Raw genomic sequence first — 19163 nt, 5'->3', positions numbered from 1 at the left:
TGCTTTTTTAAAAATTATAATTAATTTCAGCAGTCCATTTTTAGCATCAGCTCAAAATCTTTTAAAGCAGCAGCTGCCGTAGCTAAAGGTGCAGATGCTCCTCCACTTACAATAAGTTCACCCATTTCTTGCGTTAACACTCGAATGCATTTATTGGAACCTTGCAGATGAGCAAAAGGATGATGTGTTGGGACTAAACGTAACTCAACGCCTGTTTGAATTTGCTGATTCTTAATATGAATAAAACCCACCAATCGAGGAATTACATTTTCTTTTTTCCAACCACGTATATGATCGGCTGTGACATGACTGATTCCTTGTCTTGGAATATCTTGAATTTTTACATCAGCTCCCAAAACAGTATTTGCCAATATGGTAATTTTAGCAGCGGTATCCCATCCATCTACATCGAAAGAACTGTCAGGTTCTGCAATCCCTTTTGTTTGAGCTTTTTCAAGAGATTCTGCAAATGCACATTCATGTTGCAACATATCATTCAAAATAAAATTCGTGGTGCCTGTAAACACACCTTCTATTTCTAAAATTTCACAGCCTGCTAAGTTATATTCAAACAAATCAACAGTGGGTAAAGCCGCAGCCGTCGCACCGCTAAAAAATAGTTTTTTATTGTGCTGATGTGCCAAGCTAATTAATTTTTTGCCTTCTACGACTAGAGCACCTTTAGATACCGCAATCGCATTCATCCTATGTGTTAAAGCATAATTTAAATAAAATAAACCCTTTCCACCTGTTACATAGTCACTTGGGCCTGTCTCGATAATGACATCCGCCTGAACCTGTTCTAAAAACTTTTGCTCAGTTAAGCCTACTTGATATTGTGTTTTATCTAGCCACTTTGCAGCTTGTAAACCTTCTTGATCAATTAAACCTGATGATGATTTACAGACACCCACTAAACGGGCATCAATTTGATATTTTTGTTGATAGTATGCCGATCGATTTAAAAGAAGCTCTGCAATTTGTTGCCCAATCCGTCCAAAACCACAAATTGCCACATTAACTCGCTTCATTTCGCTTTCTCAAAATTTATAGGGTTCAAATCAAAAAGTTTCCAAAGATAATTTGAATACTTCATCTTTGGAAACTTTGCACTTATAAAGATAAGTTAAAATACTATATCTTTTAGATATTTGTTAGATTAACTATCTTAATGACCATATAAATTGCGACAGCAAAAACCATTAAAGCAAAGACTTTTTGCACAATTGCAGAGGGAATAAAACGAATAGCTCTGCGCCCTAATAACATACCAACTGCACATGCGAGTGCAAACGTACTAGTAATGCCTACTGGATAATGAAAACCCTCTGCAATATGCATCACAATACTCATTCCACTAATGAGAAAAATAATCATAAGTGACGTTGCAACAATACTATGCATATCCAAATTTGTGACTTTTCTTAGCGCTGGCACAATTACAAAGCCGCCACCAACCCCTAGCATTCCAGTTAAAAGCCCAGCAATAATTCCGATGCTGGCAAGAACGCTTCCCGTTTTAAAATTCCAGATAAAACGTCCCGTACTTGGGTTAACCTGACACGGCGGGTTATGAAAGTCTGATACTCGATTACTAATGAGTCGATAACCCACTGTAAACATGACTAAGCTAAACATTAACATGAGCCAGACAGGTGAAATCATGTTAGCTATTAAAATGCCGATATGTGCTATAGGAGCACCAATTAAAGCAATCCAGATTGCAGCACGGTAACGAACTATCTTTTTAAATAAGCCTTCAATAGTTCCAATGAGTGTAGATAGCGCAACCGCCAACAACCCAATTGGTGCAGCTTGAGCCACACTCCAGCCTTGACTGGTCATGAGTGCAGGTACAGCAAGAATACCGCCACCCGCACCGGTAAGACCAAGTAAAAAGCCAATCACGATGCCTTCAACGACAAGTAATAACATATCAAAAGCCTAAAATTGCATATACATCATTTGCAGTAGACTGCTGGTTAATGAGGACGTAGATTCTCGTCTTCTTGCGAAGCTTTAACCGCTTCTCAGGATAAAGCGTTGCTTTGATTAACCTCTTCCGCTCAAGCACAGCTTTCGCCTTCTTGCGAAGCTTCAACCGCTTCTCAGGACAAACCGTTGCTTTGCTTATCCTCTTAACTCGAACACAGCTTTCGCCTTCTTGCGAAGCTTCAGTCGCTTCTCAGGGTAAAGCGTTGCTTTGGTTATCCTCTTAACTCGAACATAGTTCTCGTCTTGCGCTCGGGTAAAGATTATTAATCTTTACTTATCCTCTTCCGCTCGAGCATAGCTCTCGCCTTGCGCTCGTACAAAGGGTTGCTTTGCTTAACCTCGCTAAGGTTTTACCATCCACTCGCGGCCTTTGAGCATGCCTTGCCAGTAAATCGGCGGTAAAATCTGTTCTTTAAGTAACCAAGCCAAACGAGATGGTTTTTGCCCATCAATCACCCATTTTGGAAAACTTGGAAGAAGCTTACCGCCGTAACCAAACTCAGCCAGAACGATTTTTCCACGCTCGACAGTGAGTGGACATGAACCATAGCCGTTGTACTCGCAGAAGTTTTGCTCACCGTTCAGTTGTGCTAGAACATTCACAGCAACGATAGGAGCTTGCGCCCGTGCCGCAGCAGCAGTTTTGGCATTAGGTGCATTAATCACATCACCTAAAGCAAAAATATTGGCATGTTGTATATGTTGTAAGGATTGAGGGTTAACACTCACCCAGCCTGCTTCATCAGTGAGTGTACTTGCACGAATAAAGTCTGGGGCTTGTTGCGGTGGAACAACATGCAACATATCGAAATCAGTCTCGACCAATGCTGCATTTTCATCGTTCACCACTTTAAACCATGCTTTTTTTGCAGGCCCATCTACTTTGACCAGTTGATGATTAAAGTGCAGTTCAGAGCCATATTTTTCGACATATTGCATTAGTGCAGGTACATATTCCTTCACACCAAATAAAACAGCACCAGTGTTATAAAAATGGATAGAGATATCTTTAAGTTTGCCTTGCTTTAACCAGTAATCAGCAGAAAGATACATCGCTTTTTGTGGGGCACCGGCACATTTAATCGGCATAGGCGGCTGGGTAAAGATTGCCTTTCCACCGTTTAGTTGTTGCACCAATTCCCATGTATACGGCGCTAAGTCATATCGATAGTTAGACGTCACCCCATTTTTACCTAAGGTTTCGACTAAGCCTTCAATGCCATGCCAATTGAGTTTTAAACCAGGACAGACGACCAACGCTTTATATTGAATAGGTTGGCATCCTTCCAAAATGACCTGATTATGCTCAGGGTCAAATCCAGCAACGGCGGCTTTCATCCATTTTACTTTTGCAGGAATCACACTTACCATTGAGCGTGCGGTTACTTGAGGTTTAAAAATACCACCACCAACCATGGTCCAACCCGGTTGATAATAATGGGTATCTGCCGGATCAATAATGACAATATCTAAATGAGGTTCACGGCATAAAAGACTAGACGCTACAGAAATTCCAGCTGCTCCAGCACCAACAATTACAACGCTATAACAAGGAATTGTGGCTGGTTCATGGTCACGTTTTAAAATACGTGGCACTAACCCTTTCAAGTTAAAACCAAGTTTGTTACCTGCTTCTACTAATAAAACCGCATCTTTCGGGGCAACTTCTGCTAAAGCCCATAAACTGATTGCACGCATACCAGAACGGCAATACGCTAAAATAGGTTTCTGAGCATTCTGATAAAGCTGCTTAAACTCGGTAACTTGTTGGTCAGTAATTTTGCCGCTGGTCACAGGCTGATAAATTACGTTTAGACCATATTGTTGAGCTGATTCTTCAATTTCAATCACATTGGGTTGGTCTGCACCTTCTCCATCTGGACGGTTACATATCAGAGTTTTTACTCCCTGATCTGCAATTTTCGCGATATCGTCGGCAGTAATCTGGTCAGCAACATAAAATTCTTGATTAACTCGTTTAAGTTCCATATCGCCACCTTATGATTGTGAAGTTGAACCACAGGCCTGATTGGCAGGTAGTGCTTTATCGATTTGTTTTGGATATGGCAGATTTAAATTATTCATTAATTTAATAAAATCTTCTCGTGAGTGATTCTGACCTAAACGTGAATTTTTTAAACGTTCATAACCAATCGTTGAAGACAAACGACCCTTATAGTCGTGTCCCGGATACACAATAGTTTCGTCAGGTAGGCTGAAAAGTTGTCTATGAATACTGTCATAAAGTGTCCCTGCATTACCTTGCTGGAAGTCAGTTCGACCGCATCCATCAATTAATAATGCATCACCCGTGAAAACCATGTTTCCAACCAAATAACTCGTACAAGCATTGGTATGACCTGGTGTATAGCGTGCTTCAATACTGAGATTGCCGACTTTAAGCATGCAACCATTTGTAATTAAAATATCTCCGCAACTTACATCTGAATTACGGTGTAAAACCGATTTGCAATGGAAACGTTCACGAAGCAAATTCGCAGCAGTAATATGGTCTGCATGAACATGGGTATCTAAGGTATAGATGAGCGTAAATTGATGCCGCTCTAACTCTTTTGTATAAATCTCTATATCTGATGCGACTGGGTCAATTAAAACAGCCTCTCGTGTTTCTTCACACCCAAGCATATATGTATAAGTCGAACTTTCCTGCTCAAAAAACTGCTTAAAGAACATGATTTATACCCCAATAATTTATTTCTTTCCTATATTTTGCAAATAAGGTGCCAATTATTTAAAATTAAATAATAAATATAAAAATCAAATATTTAAAATAATAAGTGAAATTAAAGTTAGAAAATAAACTCAGCTTGATGTTCCTTTGAAACTCAAGTATGTTTCAATGAAACGATTGTGAAACACAGACAATGGCAAAGTTAAATTTTGAGTCAGAACAAGATTTTTTTATTTTATTTGAGCAATTAAAAGCTTTATTTCCAAATGCGAGTCTGTTTTTAGCAGACACAACGACTCAAGCAATTCACTATAAATTTAATACAGATGATATTTCTGTTGAGAGCATGGCAGCGCTTACTCAAGACCATCATAATCAGTATCTTGAAATCAATACTCCTAAAATGAGAAAGCGATTTATCTATCAGGAAAATGATATTTACATCTCAGAGCATCGCATTATCGGGAAATTGCATATTCTACAGCCCGTTAGCATAGAGAATGATATTGCTGATCAAGTAGAGCTAACAGAACAATTGCAAGACTTGGCTAAAGTTTTTAATAGTTGTTCACCAGAAATGACTCGTATGTTTTCAATTATTCAAAGAGTGGCAATTACTGAGTTTCCAGTGCTCGTCCGCGGCGAATCTGGTAGTGGTAAAGAACTGGTGGCACAAGCAATTCATGATTATAGCCAACGTAAAAATAAGATTTTTGTAGCGATTAACTGTGCAGCTTTAAATTCTAATATTTTAGAAAGTGAACTCTTTGGGCATGTGAAAGGTGCTTTTACAGGAGCAATTCGTGACCATAAAGGTGTGTTTGAACGTGCCGCAAGCGGAACTCTTTTCCTAGATGAAATTGCCGAGATTCCTTTAGAACTGCAAGCTAAATTATTACGGGTGTTAGAAACAGGTGAATTTACGCCTGTAGGTGGTGAAAAACCGATTCAAGCCAATGTCCGAATTATTACCGCAACACATAAAGCTTTACGCGAAGAGGCTAAGGCTGGGCGTTTCCGTCATGATTTACTCTACCGTTTGCGTGTCATTCCAATTTTTATACCACCACTCAGAGAGCGAAAAGTCGATATCCCTCTTATTGTCGATCAGATTTTAAAAGAAAGCTCAACTCAACTCGACACCATGCCTCGTCATGTCAATCAAAAAGCTATGCAGATTTTGCTTAACTATGACTGGCCGGGAAATGTTCGTGAGCTTAAAAACACCCTACTTTATGCTTTAACCATGGCAAATGGTAAGGACGAAATTGAAGTTGAAGACTTACCAAATGAGCTCTTAAATGCAGATGATTACGTTAAATTACCCGAAACAAATACAGAGCTTAGTCCTGAAAATGTACAAGCCGCTTTAGAAAAATATAACCATAACTTAAATATGGTCGCGAATATTTTTGGAATTAGCCGTACTACCCTTTGGCGATATAGACAAAAGCATAAGCTTTAGTTAGGTATTTAGCTCGTCTAAGGCGTATCATATTGCACTTGGTTAGGTTCATTAGTTCAAAGGCTTTATATGATTGTTCGTGATAAAAGCAATGTATTTAAACTTTTATTTGCTTGGAAAGGAACAATTTTACCGAAGGTTTTGCCTGCACTAAGTTTTGTTGTACTTATTTCAGCATGTGTGGTCTGGCTCTCTTATTATCATTGGATTCAAATTCCTACCGTACCCGCGATTGGATTTACCATCTTTGGTGTAATTCTGTCGATTTGTACGGGTTTTCGAAATAACGCGTGTTATGACCGTTGGTGGGAAGGCCGCAAACTTTGGGGTGCATTAATTGCCAATGCCAGACATATTGTTAGAGATAGCCATGTTCTATCTAATGAACAACGTGAACATTTAATTCATCAGGTCTTAATTTTTAGTAACTTGTTGCGTGATCGACTGCGTCAACAAACAGTCGAACCCACAAAATTTCTTGAGCATGCCTATTTAAATAATTCTTCACTTAATTATTTAAATGAGCATATTAATGCCCCTCAGTTTGTACTCGAAAATATTCAAAAAGATTTAGTTAAAATACTCAAAGATGGCGAAATTAGTGACATTATCTATAGCACGCTAAATCGACATATTATTGAGTTAGGCAATATTCAAGCGGGTTGTGACCGTATTGCGGGGACACCTTTGCCCTACTCATATTCAGTACTTTTGCACCGTGCTGTTTATTGTTTCTGTTTCATATTACCGTTTAGCCTTGAAGCAGCTTTAGGCATCTGGACACCACTTATTGTGGGTTTAATTGCTTATATGTTTTTAGGTTTAGATGCCTTAAGTGCTCAAATTGAAGAACCTTTTGGCTTGCAAGAAAATGATTTACCGCTCGATTCTATTGTGCGTTTGATTGAACGTGAGTCTCTAAGCTCTTTAGGGCAGCCATTACCCCCTATTATTGAAGCTCAAAACAACAATTTACTTTAATAAAAAAGAGCGAATCATCGCTCTTTTTTATAGGTTTAAGTGGCTATTTATGGATGTACAATAATCTTAACGGCTGACTCATTGTTATGAATTAAGGTTTCAAAACCTTGTAAAATCAAATCATCAAGTTGAATACGCTGCGTAATAAAAGGTTCCAGATTTATTTTACCTTCTTCGACCAGTTTAATGGTTTCTTGATGGTCATTTACGTAGGCAATTGTGCCTCGTACATCAAGCTCTTTCATTACCACACTGTGCACATTAATTGATGCTGGATGGCTCCAAATCGAAACTATAACAATCACACCTGTTGGTTTCACTGCCGCGACTAAAGTATCTAACACCTTGTTAACGCTACTACATTCAAAAGCTACATCGACACCATCGCCATTAGTGATTTTCATGACCTCAGAAACAACATCAACTTCTGACGGGTCTAAAATATAATCTGCGACTCCCGACTCTTTGGCTTTTTCTTTACGTTTAGAACTTAGTTCAGTAATGATGACTTTAAGACCTTTCGCTTTTAAAATTGCCGAAAGCAATAAACCAATTGGACCCGCACCACCTACCAGTGCAATATCACCAGCCGTTGCACCACTGCGTACATAGGCATGATGACCCACCGATAACGGTTCAATTAAGGCTGCCTGATCTAGTGGAATTTTATTGGAAATTGGATGCACCCAACGGCGTTTAACCGCAATTTTTTCGGATAAACCACCGCCACGACCACCTAAACCAATAAAGTTCATATTTTTGGAAAGATGATAATTATCACCCGGTCCAGTAGGGACATCATCGGCCACAATATAAGGCTCTACGACGACATGTTGACCAATTTCAATATCATCAACACCTTCACCTACAGCATAGACAACACCTGAAAATTCATGTCCCATAGTAATCGGTGCAGATTCACCTGAAATAGGATGTGGATGTCCACATGGTGGAATAAAAATTGGCCCTTCCATAAACTCATGCAAATCTGTACCACATATTCCACACCAAGCTACCTTAATGCCTACAGTACCGGGAGTGACTTCTGGTTCAGGGATATCTTCAATACGAATATCGCCTCTGTCATAAAAACGCGCTGCTTTCATTATTATCTCCCTCAAATCAGGATGTTGTTTTAGCGATAGACAATTCCGCCGTCTGTTAAAATGGATTGACCCGTAATATAGTCCGAATCTTCACTTGCCAGAAAAGCAACTAATGCAGCTACATCGTCTGGTGTTTGAGCTCTACCTAAAGCAATGCCTTCCACATACTTTTTATAAGTTTCACCGATTGCTGCACCGGTAATTTCAGCAAAACGTTTATCGATTTCAACCCACATGTCCGTTCCGACAATTCCGGGACAATATCCATTTACCGTAATACCGTGACTGGCATATTCTTTTGCCGCAGCTTGGGTAAGTGCTCGTACCGCAAATTTGGTTGCCGAGTAAATACCGAGTAAAGCAAACCCATCGTGGCCTGCAATTGAGCAAGCATTAATGATTTTACCTTTATTTTGGCGTTGTTTAAATTTTGCAGCTGCAGCCTGAATGCCCCACAGCACGCCACCAATATTAATATCAACAATTTTTTGAAATTCATCCGGTGTGATATCCGCAATCGCTTGAACTTGTGCAATTCCAGCATTATTAATTATGACATCAAACCCACCAAGGGTCTTCTCAGCATGATTTATAGCGGCATACACTTGCTCGCGGTCACTTACGTCGGCAATAAATGTGCTCGCATTTACACCTAAAGCCTGAATTTCCTGCTGCACATCGTTCAGTTGATCTTGTTTCATATCCACTAATGCAATATGTGCCCCTTCTTGCGCCAAGCGCAGGGCAATCCCACGGCCAATGCCTTGAGCTGCCCCAGTCACTAAAGCGACTTTATCTTTTAATCCCTTAACCATGTTCAACTCCTGTAAATGTAGAATTTCTACATATGAATCGCTCGTTGCATTGAAGCCAAAATGGATTCATGCATAGCTTCTGATAATGTTGGATGTGGGAAAATCACCTGAGCTAAACTTTCATCAGTTGCTTCTAGATATTTCGCAATGGCAAAGCCTTGAATATGCTCGGTCACTTCATGGCCTACCATATGTGCACCAAGTAATTCACCCGTCTCTGCATGAATAATAGTTTTAACGAAACCTGATGCATCTCCAATTGCCAAAGCTTTGCCGTTTGCAGTTAAAGAAAACTTACCGATTCGTATAGGTAAATTCTGAGCTTTTGCTGCATTTTCCGTTAAACCAATACTCGCTACTTGTGGATGTGTAAAAATACAACCCGGAATCTGACTACGGTCGAGCGAATGTACGTTTGCCACACCAGCAATTTTCTCAACACAGATCATGGCTTCATGGCTTGCTTTATGGGCAAGACACGGTGCACCAGCCACATCACCAATTGCATAAAGCCCTGCTACGTTGGTTTTACAATAGTCATCAATTGCCACAAAACCTTGTGGATTGAGTTCTACACCTAAACGTTCTAGTCCTAGCCCGGTGGTATTCGGCTGTACACCAATTGCCGAAAGCACACGGTCAAAAACTAGCGTTTGAACGTCATTTGCTGTTTCAATCACACAGTGAACTTGCCCATTTTCAATTTGAATACTTTGAACAACGGCATCAGTTAAGACTTTCATTCCTTTTTGTTCAAATTGTTTTCTGACAAATTGAGCAACTTCTGCATCTTCGGTTGGTAAAATCTGCTTGGCTAAATCAATAAGCGTGACCTTACACCCCAAGTCTTGATAAAGACTAGCAAACTCACTACCAATCGCACCCGAGCCCACAACGAGTAAACTTTTTGGTAATTGCTCTGGAACAAGAGCTTCTTTATAGCTCCAGACATATGTTCCATCGACAGGAAGCTGAGGAACATGTCGAGCTTTAGCTCCGGTTGCCAAAATAATATGCGGTGCACTTAAAGCTTGACTGTTCCCTTGAGCATCAGTCACTTCAATTTTTTCTTTAGCCGTAAGTTGAGCACGACCATTAAACACAGTCACCTGATTCTTTTTCAGTAAGTAATCGATGCCTTGTACTAACTGAGCTGACACTTGTCGGCTATGCTGCACAAGCTTTTGTATATCAAAATCGAGTTGGGATACCTGAAAACCAAACTGTCCTGCATGTTTAAACTGAGTTGCAAGCTCTGCCCCTGCAAGCAAAGCTTTAGTTGGAATACAGCCCCAATTTAGACAAATTCCGCCTAAATGTTGCTCTTCTACAATTGCGGTTTTTAACCCGAGCTGGGCTGCACGAATTGCAGCCACATATCCACCCGGTCCCGCGCCAATCACAATTAAATCAAATTGAGTTTCTGACATGCGGGTTCTCCTACACCAAAATTAAAGCAGGGTTTTCAACAAACTGCTTAAAGCTGGCCAAGAATTTCGCCCCAACTGCACCATCAATGACTCGGTGATCGCATGACAACGTCGCTGTAACAATCTCACGAACCACGACATTGCCATTTTCAACAACAGCACGTGATTCAGAAGCGCCTAATGCCATAATTGCACCTTGCGGTGGGTTAATAATGGCATCGAACTGTTTAATGCCTAACATTCCTAAATTTGAAATGCTAAAGCTACCGCCCTGAAACTCATCAGGTTGTAACTTGCCAGTCTTAGCACGGGTTGCCAAATCACGCATATCATCGGAAATCTGTACTAAAGACTTCTGATTTGCTGCTTTTACAATCGGTGTAATTAAACCGTTTGGAATCGCTACAGCCACCGAAATATCCGCTTGAGAGAACTGTAAAATTGATTGAGTCGCCTCATCAAATTGAACATTCACCTCAGGTACTTTAATCAGCGCCGCTGCCGCTGCCTTAATTAGCATGTCATTAATAGAAAGTTTCACTTGTGGAACAGTCTCATTAATCTGTTTACGTAAATTTTGCAAAGCTTCTACGTTTAGATCGACCACTAAGCGAAAATGCGGTGCATTACGTTTTGCAGCCTGTAGCCGTGAAGCAATCGCTTTACGCATACCATTCATCGCGACAGTAGTAACGGTCGATTGTGGTTGAGCAGCACATTGAACAGATTGTTCATTTACCGACTTTGGGTTATTACGATAGTAAACCGCTTCAACATCTTCTTTACAGACACGGCCACGAGTACCTGAAACACGGCAGTCATTTAGGTTAATGCCCCATTGCTTTGCTAAACGGCGTGCTACAGGTGTCGCTGAAACTCGGCTATCATCAGCAGTAGATTTAACCACTTTACCCTGAGTTTGCTGCTTAACATCAGGCCACTGACCTCCAGCAGCTTGAACAGCCGTCTGGATGTCTTGAACACTAATACGTCCTTCACGACCAGAACCCGTGACTTTTGCCAAGTTTACATTGTGCTTTTCTGCAAGCTTTAACGCATGCGGTGTTGTAAACAACTCATCAGATGTTTGATAGCCTTGCAATGACTCCGGTACAGCATAGTCACCTTTAGCTACTACATTTGCAGGAGCTGAAGCAGTCTGTGGTTGTTCTGCTTTTTCAGCAACAGGTACAGATGTTTCCGCTTTACTTTGCTCCGAAGGTGCTTCGGGGGCCTTAGCTGCTGAACCACCTAGTGATGCAATAAACGTTTCAATTTCTGCATCAGAAATTTCACTATCAGCACATACCGCAATAAGACCACCAACAGGTAAAGTATCACCGTCTTTCGCCAAAATTTTACGGAGCGTTCCTGCAAAAGGCGCTTCTAATACATTGACGATTTTTGTGGTTTCAATTTCACAAATTTCATCGCCTTTATTAAAGCTATCGCCTTCTTTAATCAACCATTGGGCAATCGTGCCTTCTTCCATGGATAATCCCCATTTCGGGATCTCCAGCGTTTTAATTTCGCTCATCCTAAGCCTCCAATGTTTTTCGCACAGCTTGCTCAATACGCTCTACACTTGGAATCCATTCTTTTTCTAAAACTGGAGAGAATGGAACAGGCGTATGTGGTGGCGTTACGAGTTCAACAGGTGCTTTCAAATAGTGGAAACCTTTTTGCGCGACCAGTGCAGCAACATCATGCCCAAAACCACAGCGTGCCGCTGATTCATCCACAATAACCACACGACCAGTCGATGCGACAGACTCTAAAATTCCTTCTTCATCCAGAGGTGAAATTGTACGAGGGTCGACCACTTCAACCGAAATACCATCTTTTGCCAGTTTGTCTGCAACCTCATTGGCACGGTGTACCATCAGGCCTAAAGCAATAATGGTCACGTCTGTCCCTTCACGGGTGTAATTTGCTACACCAAAAGGAATAGTATAGGCATCATCTGGAACTTCGCCTTTAATGTCATAAAGCATTTTATGCTCGCAGAACACCACAGGGTCGTCATCACGAATAGCCTGAATTAACAGCCCTTTCACATCATATGGGCTAGATGGAACCACAACTTTTAAGCCCGGAACCGCGGCGAATACGTTATATGGTGACTGCGAATGCTGAGCTGCCGCAGAAAAACCAGCACCAATCATGCCACGTACAACCATTGGCGCTTTTGCTTTTCCGCCAAACATATAACGGAACTTAGCGGCTTGGTTATAGAGCATGTCATGACACACGCCATAGAAATCCATAAACATTAAGTCAGCAACAGGACGTAAACCGGTGGCCGCAGCACCGGCAGCCATACCGATAATTGCAGATTCGGTAATTGGTGTATCAATAACACGCTCTGAACCAAATTCTGTCCATAAGCCTTTGGTTACACCAAGTACCCCACCGAAGCCTTCAAGCTCGTTATCTTCGGTATTTTTACCACCATGTCCACCGCGAACATCTTCACCAACTACAAAAACCGTTGGGTCGCGGCGCATTTCTGATTCAATGGCTTCTTTAATTGCATTACGAAAACTTTTATTTGGCATCTTTACTATTCCTTTAGTAAGAGACATAGACGTCGGTAAGGAGTTGTTCTGGTTTTGGATATGCCGCAGCACGAGCTTTAGCAACGGCATCATCGACATTTGCCTTAGATGCGACATCGATCTCGTCTAGCTTGGCTTCATCAATTTTGCCTTTAACTTTCTCTCGGAAAATTTTCAAAGGATCTTTATTTTCTTTGATGAACTCGACTTCTTCTTTAGAACGAATCAAGCCAGGGTCACCTTCAAAGTGGCCATAAAAACGGTTTGTAATGGTTTCAATAACACTCGGACCTTCACCACGACGTGCACGTTCAATGGCAGTTTGAGCTGCTTCATAAACTGCAAAGAAATCTGTACCGTCAACTTTAACCGCTGGTAAACCAAAACCTGCTGCACGACCAGCAATGTCTTTGCTTCCTACTGCGTAATCATGACCAGTCCCTTCACCAAAACCGTTATTTTCGAAAACGAAAATGACTGGAAGTTTAAGAACAACCGCCATGTTCATTGCTTCAAAAGTAAGACCTTGGTTTGAACCGCCGTCACCTGTAAAAGATAGTCCGACGCCACCTGTCTTTAAGGTTTTTGCTGTCAACGCTGCACCAATTGCTAAAGGAGGCCCACCACCCACAATCCCGTTGGCACCGAGCATACCTTTATCTAAATCGGCAATATGCATAGAACCGCCTTTTCCACGGCACAGTCCCTCATCTTTACCGAAAATTTCCAGCATCATGCCGTGAATGTCACAACCTTTTGCAATACAGTGTCCATGTCCACGATGGGTTGAAGTGATATAGTCTTTGTCGGTTAAGTTTTCGCAAATCCCGACTGCTACAGCCTCTTCGCCACTATATAAGTGAATAAAACCTGGAATATCACCATTGGTATTTTCTTCGTGAAGTCGATCCTCAAATTCACGAATATCACGCATACGTTTATATGCTGCGAGTAATTGCTCTTCCGTTAATTGCATATCCTTTTCCTTTATTATCTTGATTTTAAAAATTCAACCAAGTTTCAAGCGAAAATCTAATTCGCTATAAATACTTAAACTCAAAATTAATAATCAATCTATTAGACTAAAAAGTTTTTAATTAAAATATATGTAATTATTTTTTAAATTTCAAAAACTTAATTATCAAAAATAATTTTAAAAATTTTTTATAATTTTCATTAAGTTATAAAACAAACCTTTAACCAACCTTTCTTATTTTATAATACTCGCCACACCCTGTGTTTTTAATTAATTGCGCTTTTCAATATGATCTAATTAAATTAAAAATATAGGATTTTAAGCGGGTTTTAAATAAAATGGAATTATGAATATGGATTTTAAAAGACAAGTAGAAACTGGTATAAAATTAAGAGGAGCAGATAAAGTCGCTCGCATTCCGATTAAAATTTTACCTACAGAAGAGTTACCGACTAAACCTGATTGGATTAGAGCCAAAATAACCGATTTTGAAGAAATTAAACGCATAAAAAATTTGCTGCGCCAACAGAAGTTACATAGTGTTTGCGAAGAAGCAGCATGCCCCAATTTACCTGAATGTTTTGGTGGAGGTACGGCAACATTTATGATTATGGGAGATATCTGTACTAGACGTTGCCCTTTCTGCGATGTAGCACATGGTCGCCCAAAACCTTTAGATGAAGATGAACCTAAGCATCTTGCAGAAACAGTCGCAAATCTAAACTTAAAGTATGTTGTGATTACCTCTGTAGACCGTGATGATCTACACGATGGTGGCGCTGCACATTTTGTAAAGTGCATTGAAGAAATCCGAAAAAGCTGCCCAGAAACTTTGATTGAGATTTTAGTACCAGATTTTCGCGGTCGTTTAGAGACAGCGCTTTCGACTTTGAGCTTATCTCCTCCAGATGTGTTTAATCATAATATTGAAACAGTTCCGCGTTTATATAAAGCGATGCGCCCTGGCTCAGACTATCAACATTCACTAGAGTTACTTAAACGCTTTAAAGCATATTGTCCCGATATCAAAACCAAGTCTGGCCTGATGGTTGGATTAGGAGAAATTGAAGCAGAAGTACTTGCTCTACTGAACGACTTAAAAGATTATCAGGTAGACCTTATTACTATTGGACAATACTTACAGCCATCAAAGTCACATGCACCTATTCATCGGTTTGTAAATTTACAAGAATTTGAAAGATACACGCGACACGGTAAACGATTAGGTTTTAAAAATATTTGGAGTGCTCCTATGGTCCGCTCTAGCTACTTTGCTGATCGACAATATTTGGGAGAAGAAGTACCAAAGCCTTTCAGCCGACAAGATGTCTTATCTTAAAGATCAGATAATTAACAAAACTTATCCAATAGGATAATGGTCAAGGCTTATAAAATTATTTAAGGTAAGGAGATAATCAGGAAATAGTCACAATAAGAAAGTTATAACGGTTGAGCGGCTACGGATACGCCATTTCAATGATAAAGGAATTTCGATATGGATATGTCAAAACAATTATCATCACCCTTTTTAGATACCACGCCGTCATTATTCCGGCCAGAAAAGTCATCTCATTCTCAACAATTAGTAAAAAAACCACCAGTTGACCTCGAAGCGGCTCCGTTATTTGACCTAACCGAAGAATGGGAACATTCATTGTTTGGTCGTTCGATTCACGAGTGCCATCGGAATTTAATGCATATTGCCGAAGATGCTGATATGGCAATTGGTGTGACCGACCCACATGGCACTCTACTTTGGACATGGAGTAGTACACCTATGCGCTCATCGGCAGAGCAAGTTCATTTTGTTGAAGGTGGTCAGTGGTCAACTCAGGCAGTAGGTCAAAATGCAATTGGTTTAGCATTAAATACTCATTCAGCTAACTGCGTTTACTCACACGAAAACCAAATGAATAGTGTAAGAGATTGGGTCTGCTATGCAGCACCTATTACCGATACAAATACAGGCCAATTTTATGGCATTATGAATTTGTCGACCAAATATCAAAAACATAATTCTCTGGGGCTTTTAGCTGTTGAAAGATGCGCTGATATTGTGAAGCAAGCAATTCAGCTTCATCAGAAAAATATTTTATATATTAAGGCCTTTGGTACTCCTAAAGTTCAATATAACCAACACAGTCTTACATTGACTCAACGCCAGATTGAGATTCTGTGCATTCTAACCCTTTGTCCTGAGGGAATTAATCTTGAAGAACTTCACTATGCTTTATATGGCGATCGACCAGTTAGTACCACCACCTTAAAAGCAGAACTTTCTCAACTTAGAAACCTAATCCCCGATGTTATCGAGTCTCGCCCTTATAAACTTAACTGTGAAATTCAATGTGATTTCTTAATGGCAGAGCAAGCATTAAACCTAGGCTTCACATCGACTACTCTTACTCTCTATAGAGGAAGTTTTTTAGCTAAATCAGAAAGCCCATTTTTGTGTGCATGGAGAGATTGCTTTGATGCTCGCTTGAGTCATGTGATTTATCAGATTGAAGATGTTGATCAACTATTACGAGTGGTCAGTCGTGTGCCAGATCGTGTAGATGCTGTTGAACGTTTACTTGAATTATTACCTGAAGAAACACCTTATCGAACTAAACTTTTAAAATTACTCGAATAAAATAAAAGGGAGAATATCATATAGATATTCTCCCTTTTATTGAGGCAAGATCAAGCAGAAGCTTGAAGCTGCACCCGATAACAATCATCTAAGGCTAATTCATAATAACGCAGCCCTTCTTCAGCAGCATGAAATGCTTTTTGCTGCCAGTCAGGACGATCATTACATAAACGCTTAATCAGCTCCATGGCTTCATAAGGATGAAGATCATCATAATGCGCATGCGCACGTAACCAAGCCAAAGAACGTTTATCAATCGTTACGTCAGGATGATCTGTATATGCATGAATACCCTTATAGACCTGAATAGACCAGTCTCCAGTTGCCCATTCAATTGCCAGATTTGTTGCAGCAAGGCACTCTGCCAAATTACCGCGATGACTCATATTCCATAAGAAATGGTTTACTGCATTCATCGCAGCTGGTGGCCGCACACTATCAAGCTTTTCTACAGTTAAACCAAAACCTCCAGCCCAATCGCGATACCATTTTAAGTGTCGCTCTTCGACCTTAATATTTTGGATTAACCAATCTCGTGCTTCTGTAACGCCAGGTTCAGAAAACCCGGTTGCTTTTCCTAACGCCCCAGCCATATATGACGGGAAATGCGCGACTAATGGATAGAAATTAAGTAAAGCATAACGGAAACTATTTAGGCTCAATCCCCCATTGGCCATTTCCGAAAAAAACGGATGTTTACTTACCCGTTCTTTCGCTGGTAGCAGGTCATCCCAGAACTGCTGTGACCATCCATTATGCGGTGTAATTTCTAAATGCATTCCATATTGATTTAGAGCAGTCATTGCTAATTTTCCTATTTATATGACAGCAATCATCTGTATTTCACGCTACAAGTCTATCCGAAAATGATAAAGATACAATCGTTAATCGACCATTTGTAACTTTTTTCGATGGATTGCGACGCTTTAGATAATTGTTACGCTAATCATTGAAATGTCGTGATTTTTATCACATTTAACTCAGATAAAAATCATTACTTTTTTAAAAAATCTGTATTATTATTTTGAATAAATCACACATTATATAATCAATATTTTTAGATGGAACTTTACTAAAAATAAGTCTCATTTTATGACAACTTCCAATATAGAGAGCATTAATTATGAAGTTGCAGGGTTCCAATATATTGGGACAGGAACAAATAGATTTATTAACCACACGAGGATTAAATTTCGTATGGTTTCCAAAGCAGCTTGAAACGATTTATCGTTTTCAATACCAAAACGGTGCTGCCTATGAGTTCCGCTATAGAGCGCCTATTATTTTAATATTATATATATTTTTAAGCTTTGGTATATATCAAGTATTGCCAACTGAACAAGTTTTACCCTGGTTTAGTTATTATTCTTGGGTGGGTGTAATTATTTTCCTTGCCTGGATTTTATCGTTTATTAAAAAATTAAATCAGTATTTTGATTATTATGTAGGAATTGGCTCAGCTTTAGCGGTAGCAATTACTTTTATTTTAATTAACGTTATAGAAAATGGCCAAGAGAACGTTCTTTTTCATGCGGCGATGATGTATGCGATTGTAATTATCTATGGTGCAGTAGGTATGCGTTTTTATACAGCCATATTTGCTGGGTGGGTTGGAGGACTTGTTGGAATTTTGGTAAGTAACTACTTAAATGGAGTGATCGACTGGACTTTCTTGAACCGGACTTACACCTTCAGTAGTTTCTTGGGAATGACCCTTGCTTATGCAACTGACCGCCAACATCGAGAAAACTACTTACAAAACTGCATGATCGAACTGAATCGCATTGAACTGATGCAGCAAGCACAGCAATTATCTTTGCTTTCCCAGCAAGATGCACTCACCGGTTTAGCCAATCGACGCTATCTAGATGAAACACTGGATAACGAATGGCGCCGTGCTTTACGACATGAAACCCCCCTTACCATCATGATGGTCGATATCGACTATTTTAAAGCCTACAACGACACTTTAGGACATCTAAAGGGAGATGAATGCTTAAAAGAAATCGCTATTGCTATTTCCTCTATTGCTGCACGCAGTGGTGATTTGGTTGCTCGTTATGGTGGCGAAGAATTTTTACTGTTATTTCCAATGACAAATTCTCAGCAAGCCTTGATCCAAGTTGAACGTTTAATGAATGCTATTGATAAAATTGCAATTAAACACCCATGTAGTGATGTTTCACCACAAGTCACTATTAGCGTTGGAGTGGCAACCACGATTCCACGCCTAAACGATTCAATTTCTGCTTTCGTAGCACGCGCTGACCATGCTTTGTATAAGGCAAAAACAAATGGGCGTAATCAATATAAGATTGCTGTAAACGAAGAACAAATTGTAGATTTAACTTAAAAAGTCTGACTTACATTTGAAATGATTCAATATAAATAATTAGCTTTTCCATCCGTGGCAAAGCTAAAAAACAATTTAGAATCATTACATACGAAAATCTCTTTTATTTAAGTTTTAAACCATCCGTTAAAAATGGCTTATATAAACTTAAAAAATT

16 protein-coding genes are annotated in these 19163 nt (G+C 39.8%); 5 read left to right on the top strand and 11 right to left on the bottom strand.

All coding sequences use genetic code 11. The annotated features are described in order from the left end of the window. Positions 1-26: 26 nt before the first annotated feature. From F886_RS11080 to F886_RS11065, 4 genes are all read right to left on the bottom strand, one after another. Complete coding sequence (locus tag F886_RS11080; protein ID WP_005305021.1) at positions 27-1031, bottom strand: homoserine dehydrogenase; 1005 nt, start codon at positions 1029-1031, stop codon at positions 27-29. Positions 1032-1143: 112 nt separating this feature from the next. Next, positions 1144-1935 carry a sulfite exporter TauE/SafE family protein gene (locus F886_RS11075; protein WP_005305018.1) on the bottom strand — a complete coding sequence of 264 codons (792 nt, stop codon included), beginning with the start codon at positions 1933-1935 and terminating at the stop codon, positions 1144-1146. A 402-nt stretch (positions 1936-2337) separates the two neighbouring features. Further along, positions 2338-3984 (bottom strand): bifunctional protein tyrosine phosphatase family protein/NAD(P)/FAD-dependent oxidoreductase, encoded by a 1647-nt coding sequence (locus tag F886_RS11070; RefSeq protein WP_005305015.1) that lies wholly within the window; start codon positions 3982-3984, stop codon positions 2338-2340. Positions 3985-3993: 9 nt separating this feature from the next. Then, positions 3994-4689, bottom strand: coding sequence for an MBL fold metallo-hydrolase (locus tag F886_RS11065; protein ID WP_005305014.1), 696 nt, complete (start codon positions 4687-4689; stop codon positions 3994-3996). A 191-nt stretch (positions 4690-4880) separates the two neighbouring features. Here F886_RS11065 and F886_RS11060 point away from each other — a divergent pair, with 191 nt between their 5' ends. Then, positions 4881-6152 (top strand): sigma-54 interaction domain-containing protein, encoded by a 1272-nt coding sequence (locus F886_RS11060; protein ID WP_005305013.1) that lies wholly within the window; start codon positions 4881-4883, stop codon positions 6150-6152. Between the two features lie 69 nt (positions 6153-6221). Next, positions 6222-7133, top strand: a complete 912-nt coding sequence (locus F886_RS11055) for a bestrophin family protein (RefSeq protein WP_005305012.1) — start codon at positions 6222-6224, stop codon at positions 7131-7133. 47 nt (positions 7134-7180) lie between these two features. On the opposite strand, the gene F886_RS11050 is transcribed toward F886_RS11055, so the two are convergent. From F886_RS11050 to F886_RS11025, 6 genes are read right to left on the bottom strand one after another with little or no spacing between them, the layout of a single operon-like run. Continuing rightward, the gene (locus F886_RS11050; RefSeq protein ID WP_005305011.1) at positions 7181-8239 is read right to left on the bottom strand and encodes a 2,3-butanediol dehydrogenase; all 1059 of its coding nucleotides are present in this window, start codon (positions 8237-8239) and stop codon (positions 7181-7183) included. Positions 8240-8268: 29 nt separating this feature from the next. Next, positions 8269-9054, bottom strand: a complete 786-nt coding sequence (locus F886_RS11045; RefSeq protein WP_005305008.1) for an acetoin reductase — start codon at positions 9052-9054, stop codon at positions 8269-8271. A gap of 26 nt (positions 9055-9080) precedes the next feature. Further along, a complete protein-coding gene (gene lpdA, locus F886_RS11040) occupies positions 9081-10484 on the bottom strand; it encodes a dihydrolipoyl dehydrogenase (RefSeq protein ID WP_005305005.1) in 1404 nt (467 codons plus the stop codon). Between the two features lie 10 nt (positions 10485-10494). Continuing rightward, a complete protein-coding gene (locus F886_RS11035) occupies positions 10495-12021 on the bottom strand; it encodes a 2-oxo acid dehydrogenase subunit E2 (RefSeq protein WP_005305001.1) in 1527 nt (508 codons plus the stop codon). Position 12022: 1 nt separating this feature from the next. Next, positions 12023-13042 (bottom strand): alpha-ketoacid dehydrogenase subunit beta, encoded by a 1020-nt coding sequence (locus F886_RS11030; RefSeq protein ID WP_005304999.1) that lies wholly within the window; start codon positions 13040-13042, stop codon positions 12023-12025. A gap of 13 nt (positions 13043-13055) precedes the next feature. After that, positions 13056-14018, bottom strand: a complete 963-nt coding sequence (locus F886_RS11025) for a thiamine pyrophosphate-dependent dehydrogenase E1 component subunit alpha (protein ID WP_005304996.1) — start codon at positions 14016-14018, stop codon at positions 13056-13058. A gap of 352 nt (positions 14019-14370) precedes the next feature. On the opposite strand from F886_RS11025, the gene lipA reads away from it, so the two are divergent. Together lipA and F886_RS11015 are read left to right on the top strand one after the other, a co-directional pair. Next, positions 14371-15357, top strand: a complete 987-nt coding sequence (gene lipA, locus F886_RS11020) for a lipoyl synthase (RefSeq protein WP_005304993.1) — start codon at positions 14371-14373, stop codon at positions 15355-15357. A 156-nt stretch (positions 15358-15513) separates the two neighbouring features. After that, positions 15514-16653 carry a hypothetical protein gene (locus F886_RS11015; RefSeq protein ID WP_005304990.1) on the top strand — a complete coding sequence of 380 codons (1140 nt, stop codon included), beginning with the start codon at positions 15514-15516 and terminating at the stop codon, positions 16651-16653. A 50-nt stretch (positions 16654-16703) separates the two neighbouring features. Here the strand turns inward: F886_RS11015 and F886_RS11010 are convergent, their stop codons facing one another. Next, a complete protein-coding gene (locus F886_RS11010; RefSeq protein WP_005304987.1) occupies positions 16704-17456 on the bottom strand; it encodes an iron-containing redox enzyme family protein in 753 nt (250 codons plus the stop codon). A gap of 320 nt (positions 17457-17776) precedes the next feature. Here F886_RS11010 and F886_RS11005 point away from each other — a divergent pair, with 320 nt between their 5' ends. Further along, entirely contained in the window at positions 17777-19006 is a 1230-nt protein-coding gene (locus F886_RS11005; protein ID WP_005304984.1) for a GGDEF domain-containing protein, read from the top strand. The last annotated feature ends 157 nt before the right edge of the window (positions 19007-19163 follow it).

It is taken from the genome of Acinetobacter sp. NIPH 542 (assembly GCF_000369825.1).
Classification (GTDB): domain Bacteria; phylum Pseudomonadota; class Gammaproteobacteria; order Pseudomonadales; family Moraxellaceae; genus Acinetobacter; species Acinetobacter oleivorans.
Note: the sequence above shows the minus strand (reverse complement) of the source record. Positions and strands in the feature narration are given on the sequence as shown.

Excerpts from the sequence above, each read along its gene's own strand:
- F886_RS11070 (WP_005305015.1), bottom strand. The coding sequence starts at position 3,984 with ATGGAACTTAAACGAGTTAATCAAGAATTTTATGTTGCTGACCAGATT.
- F886_RS11065 (WP_005305014.1), bottom strand. The coding sequence starts at position 4,689 with ATGTTCTTTAAGCAGTTTTTTGAGCAGGAAAGTTCGACTTATACATAT.
- F886_RS11060 (WP_005305013.1), top strand. The coding sequence starts at position 4,881 with ATGGCAAAGTTAAATTTTGAGTCAGAACAAGATTTTTTTATTTTATTT.
- F886_RS11005 (WP_005304984.1), top strand. The coding sequence starts at position 17,777 with ATGAAGTTGCAGGGTTCCAATATATTGGGACAGGAACAAATAGATTTA.
- F886_RS11010 (WP_005304987.1), bottom strand. The coding sequence starts at position 17,456 with ATGACTGCTCTAAATCAATATGGAATGCATTTAGAAATTACACCGCAT.
- F886_RS11075 (WP_005305018.1), bottom strand. The coding sequence starts at position 1,935 with ATGTTATTACTTGTCGTTGAAGGCATCGTGATTGGCTTTTTACTTGGT.
- F886_RS11025 (WP_005304996.1), bottom strand. The coding sequence starts at position 14,018 with ATGCAATTAACGGAAGAGCAATTACTCGCAGCATATAAACGTATGCGT.
- F886_RS11080 (WP_005305021.1), bottom strand. The coding sequence starts at position 1,031 with ATGAAGCGAGTTAATGTGGCAATTTGTGGTTTTGGACGGATTGGGCAA.
- F886_RS11030 (WP_005304999.1), bottom strand. The coding sequence starts at position 13,042 with ATGCCAAATAAAAGTTTTCGTAATGCAATTAAAGAAGCCATTGAATCA.
- lipA (WP_005304993.1), top strand. The coding sequence starts at position 14,371 with ATGGATTTTAAAAGACAAGTAGAAACTGGTATAAAATTAAGAGGAGCA.
- F886_RS11055 (WP_005305012.1), top strand. The coding sequence starts at position 6,222 with ATGATTGTTCGTGATAAAAGCAATGTATTTAAACTTTTATTTGCTTGG.
- F886_RS11050 (WP_005305011.1), bottom strand. The coding sequence starts at position 8,239 with ATGAAAGCAGCGCGTTTTTATGACAGAGGCGATATTCGTATTGAAGAT.
- F886_RS11045 (WP_005305008.1), bottom strand. The coding sequence starts at position 9,054 with ATGGTTAAGGGATTAAAAGATAAAGTCGCTTTAGTGACTGGGGCAGCT.
- F886_RS11035 (WP_005305001.1), bottom strand. The coding sequence starts at position 12,021 with ATGAGCGAAATTAAAACGCTGGAGATCCCGAAATGGGGATTATCCATG.
- F886_RS11015 (WP_005304990.1), top strand. The coding sequence starts at position 15,514 with ATGGATATGTCAAAACAATTATCATCACCCTTTTTAGATACCACGCCG.
- lpdA (WP_005305005.1), bottom strand. The coding sequence starts at position 10,484 with ATGTCAGAAACTCAATTTGATTTAATTGTGATTGGCGCGGGACCGGGT.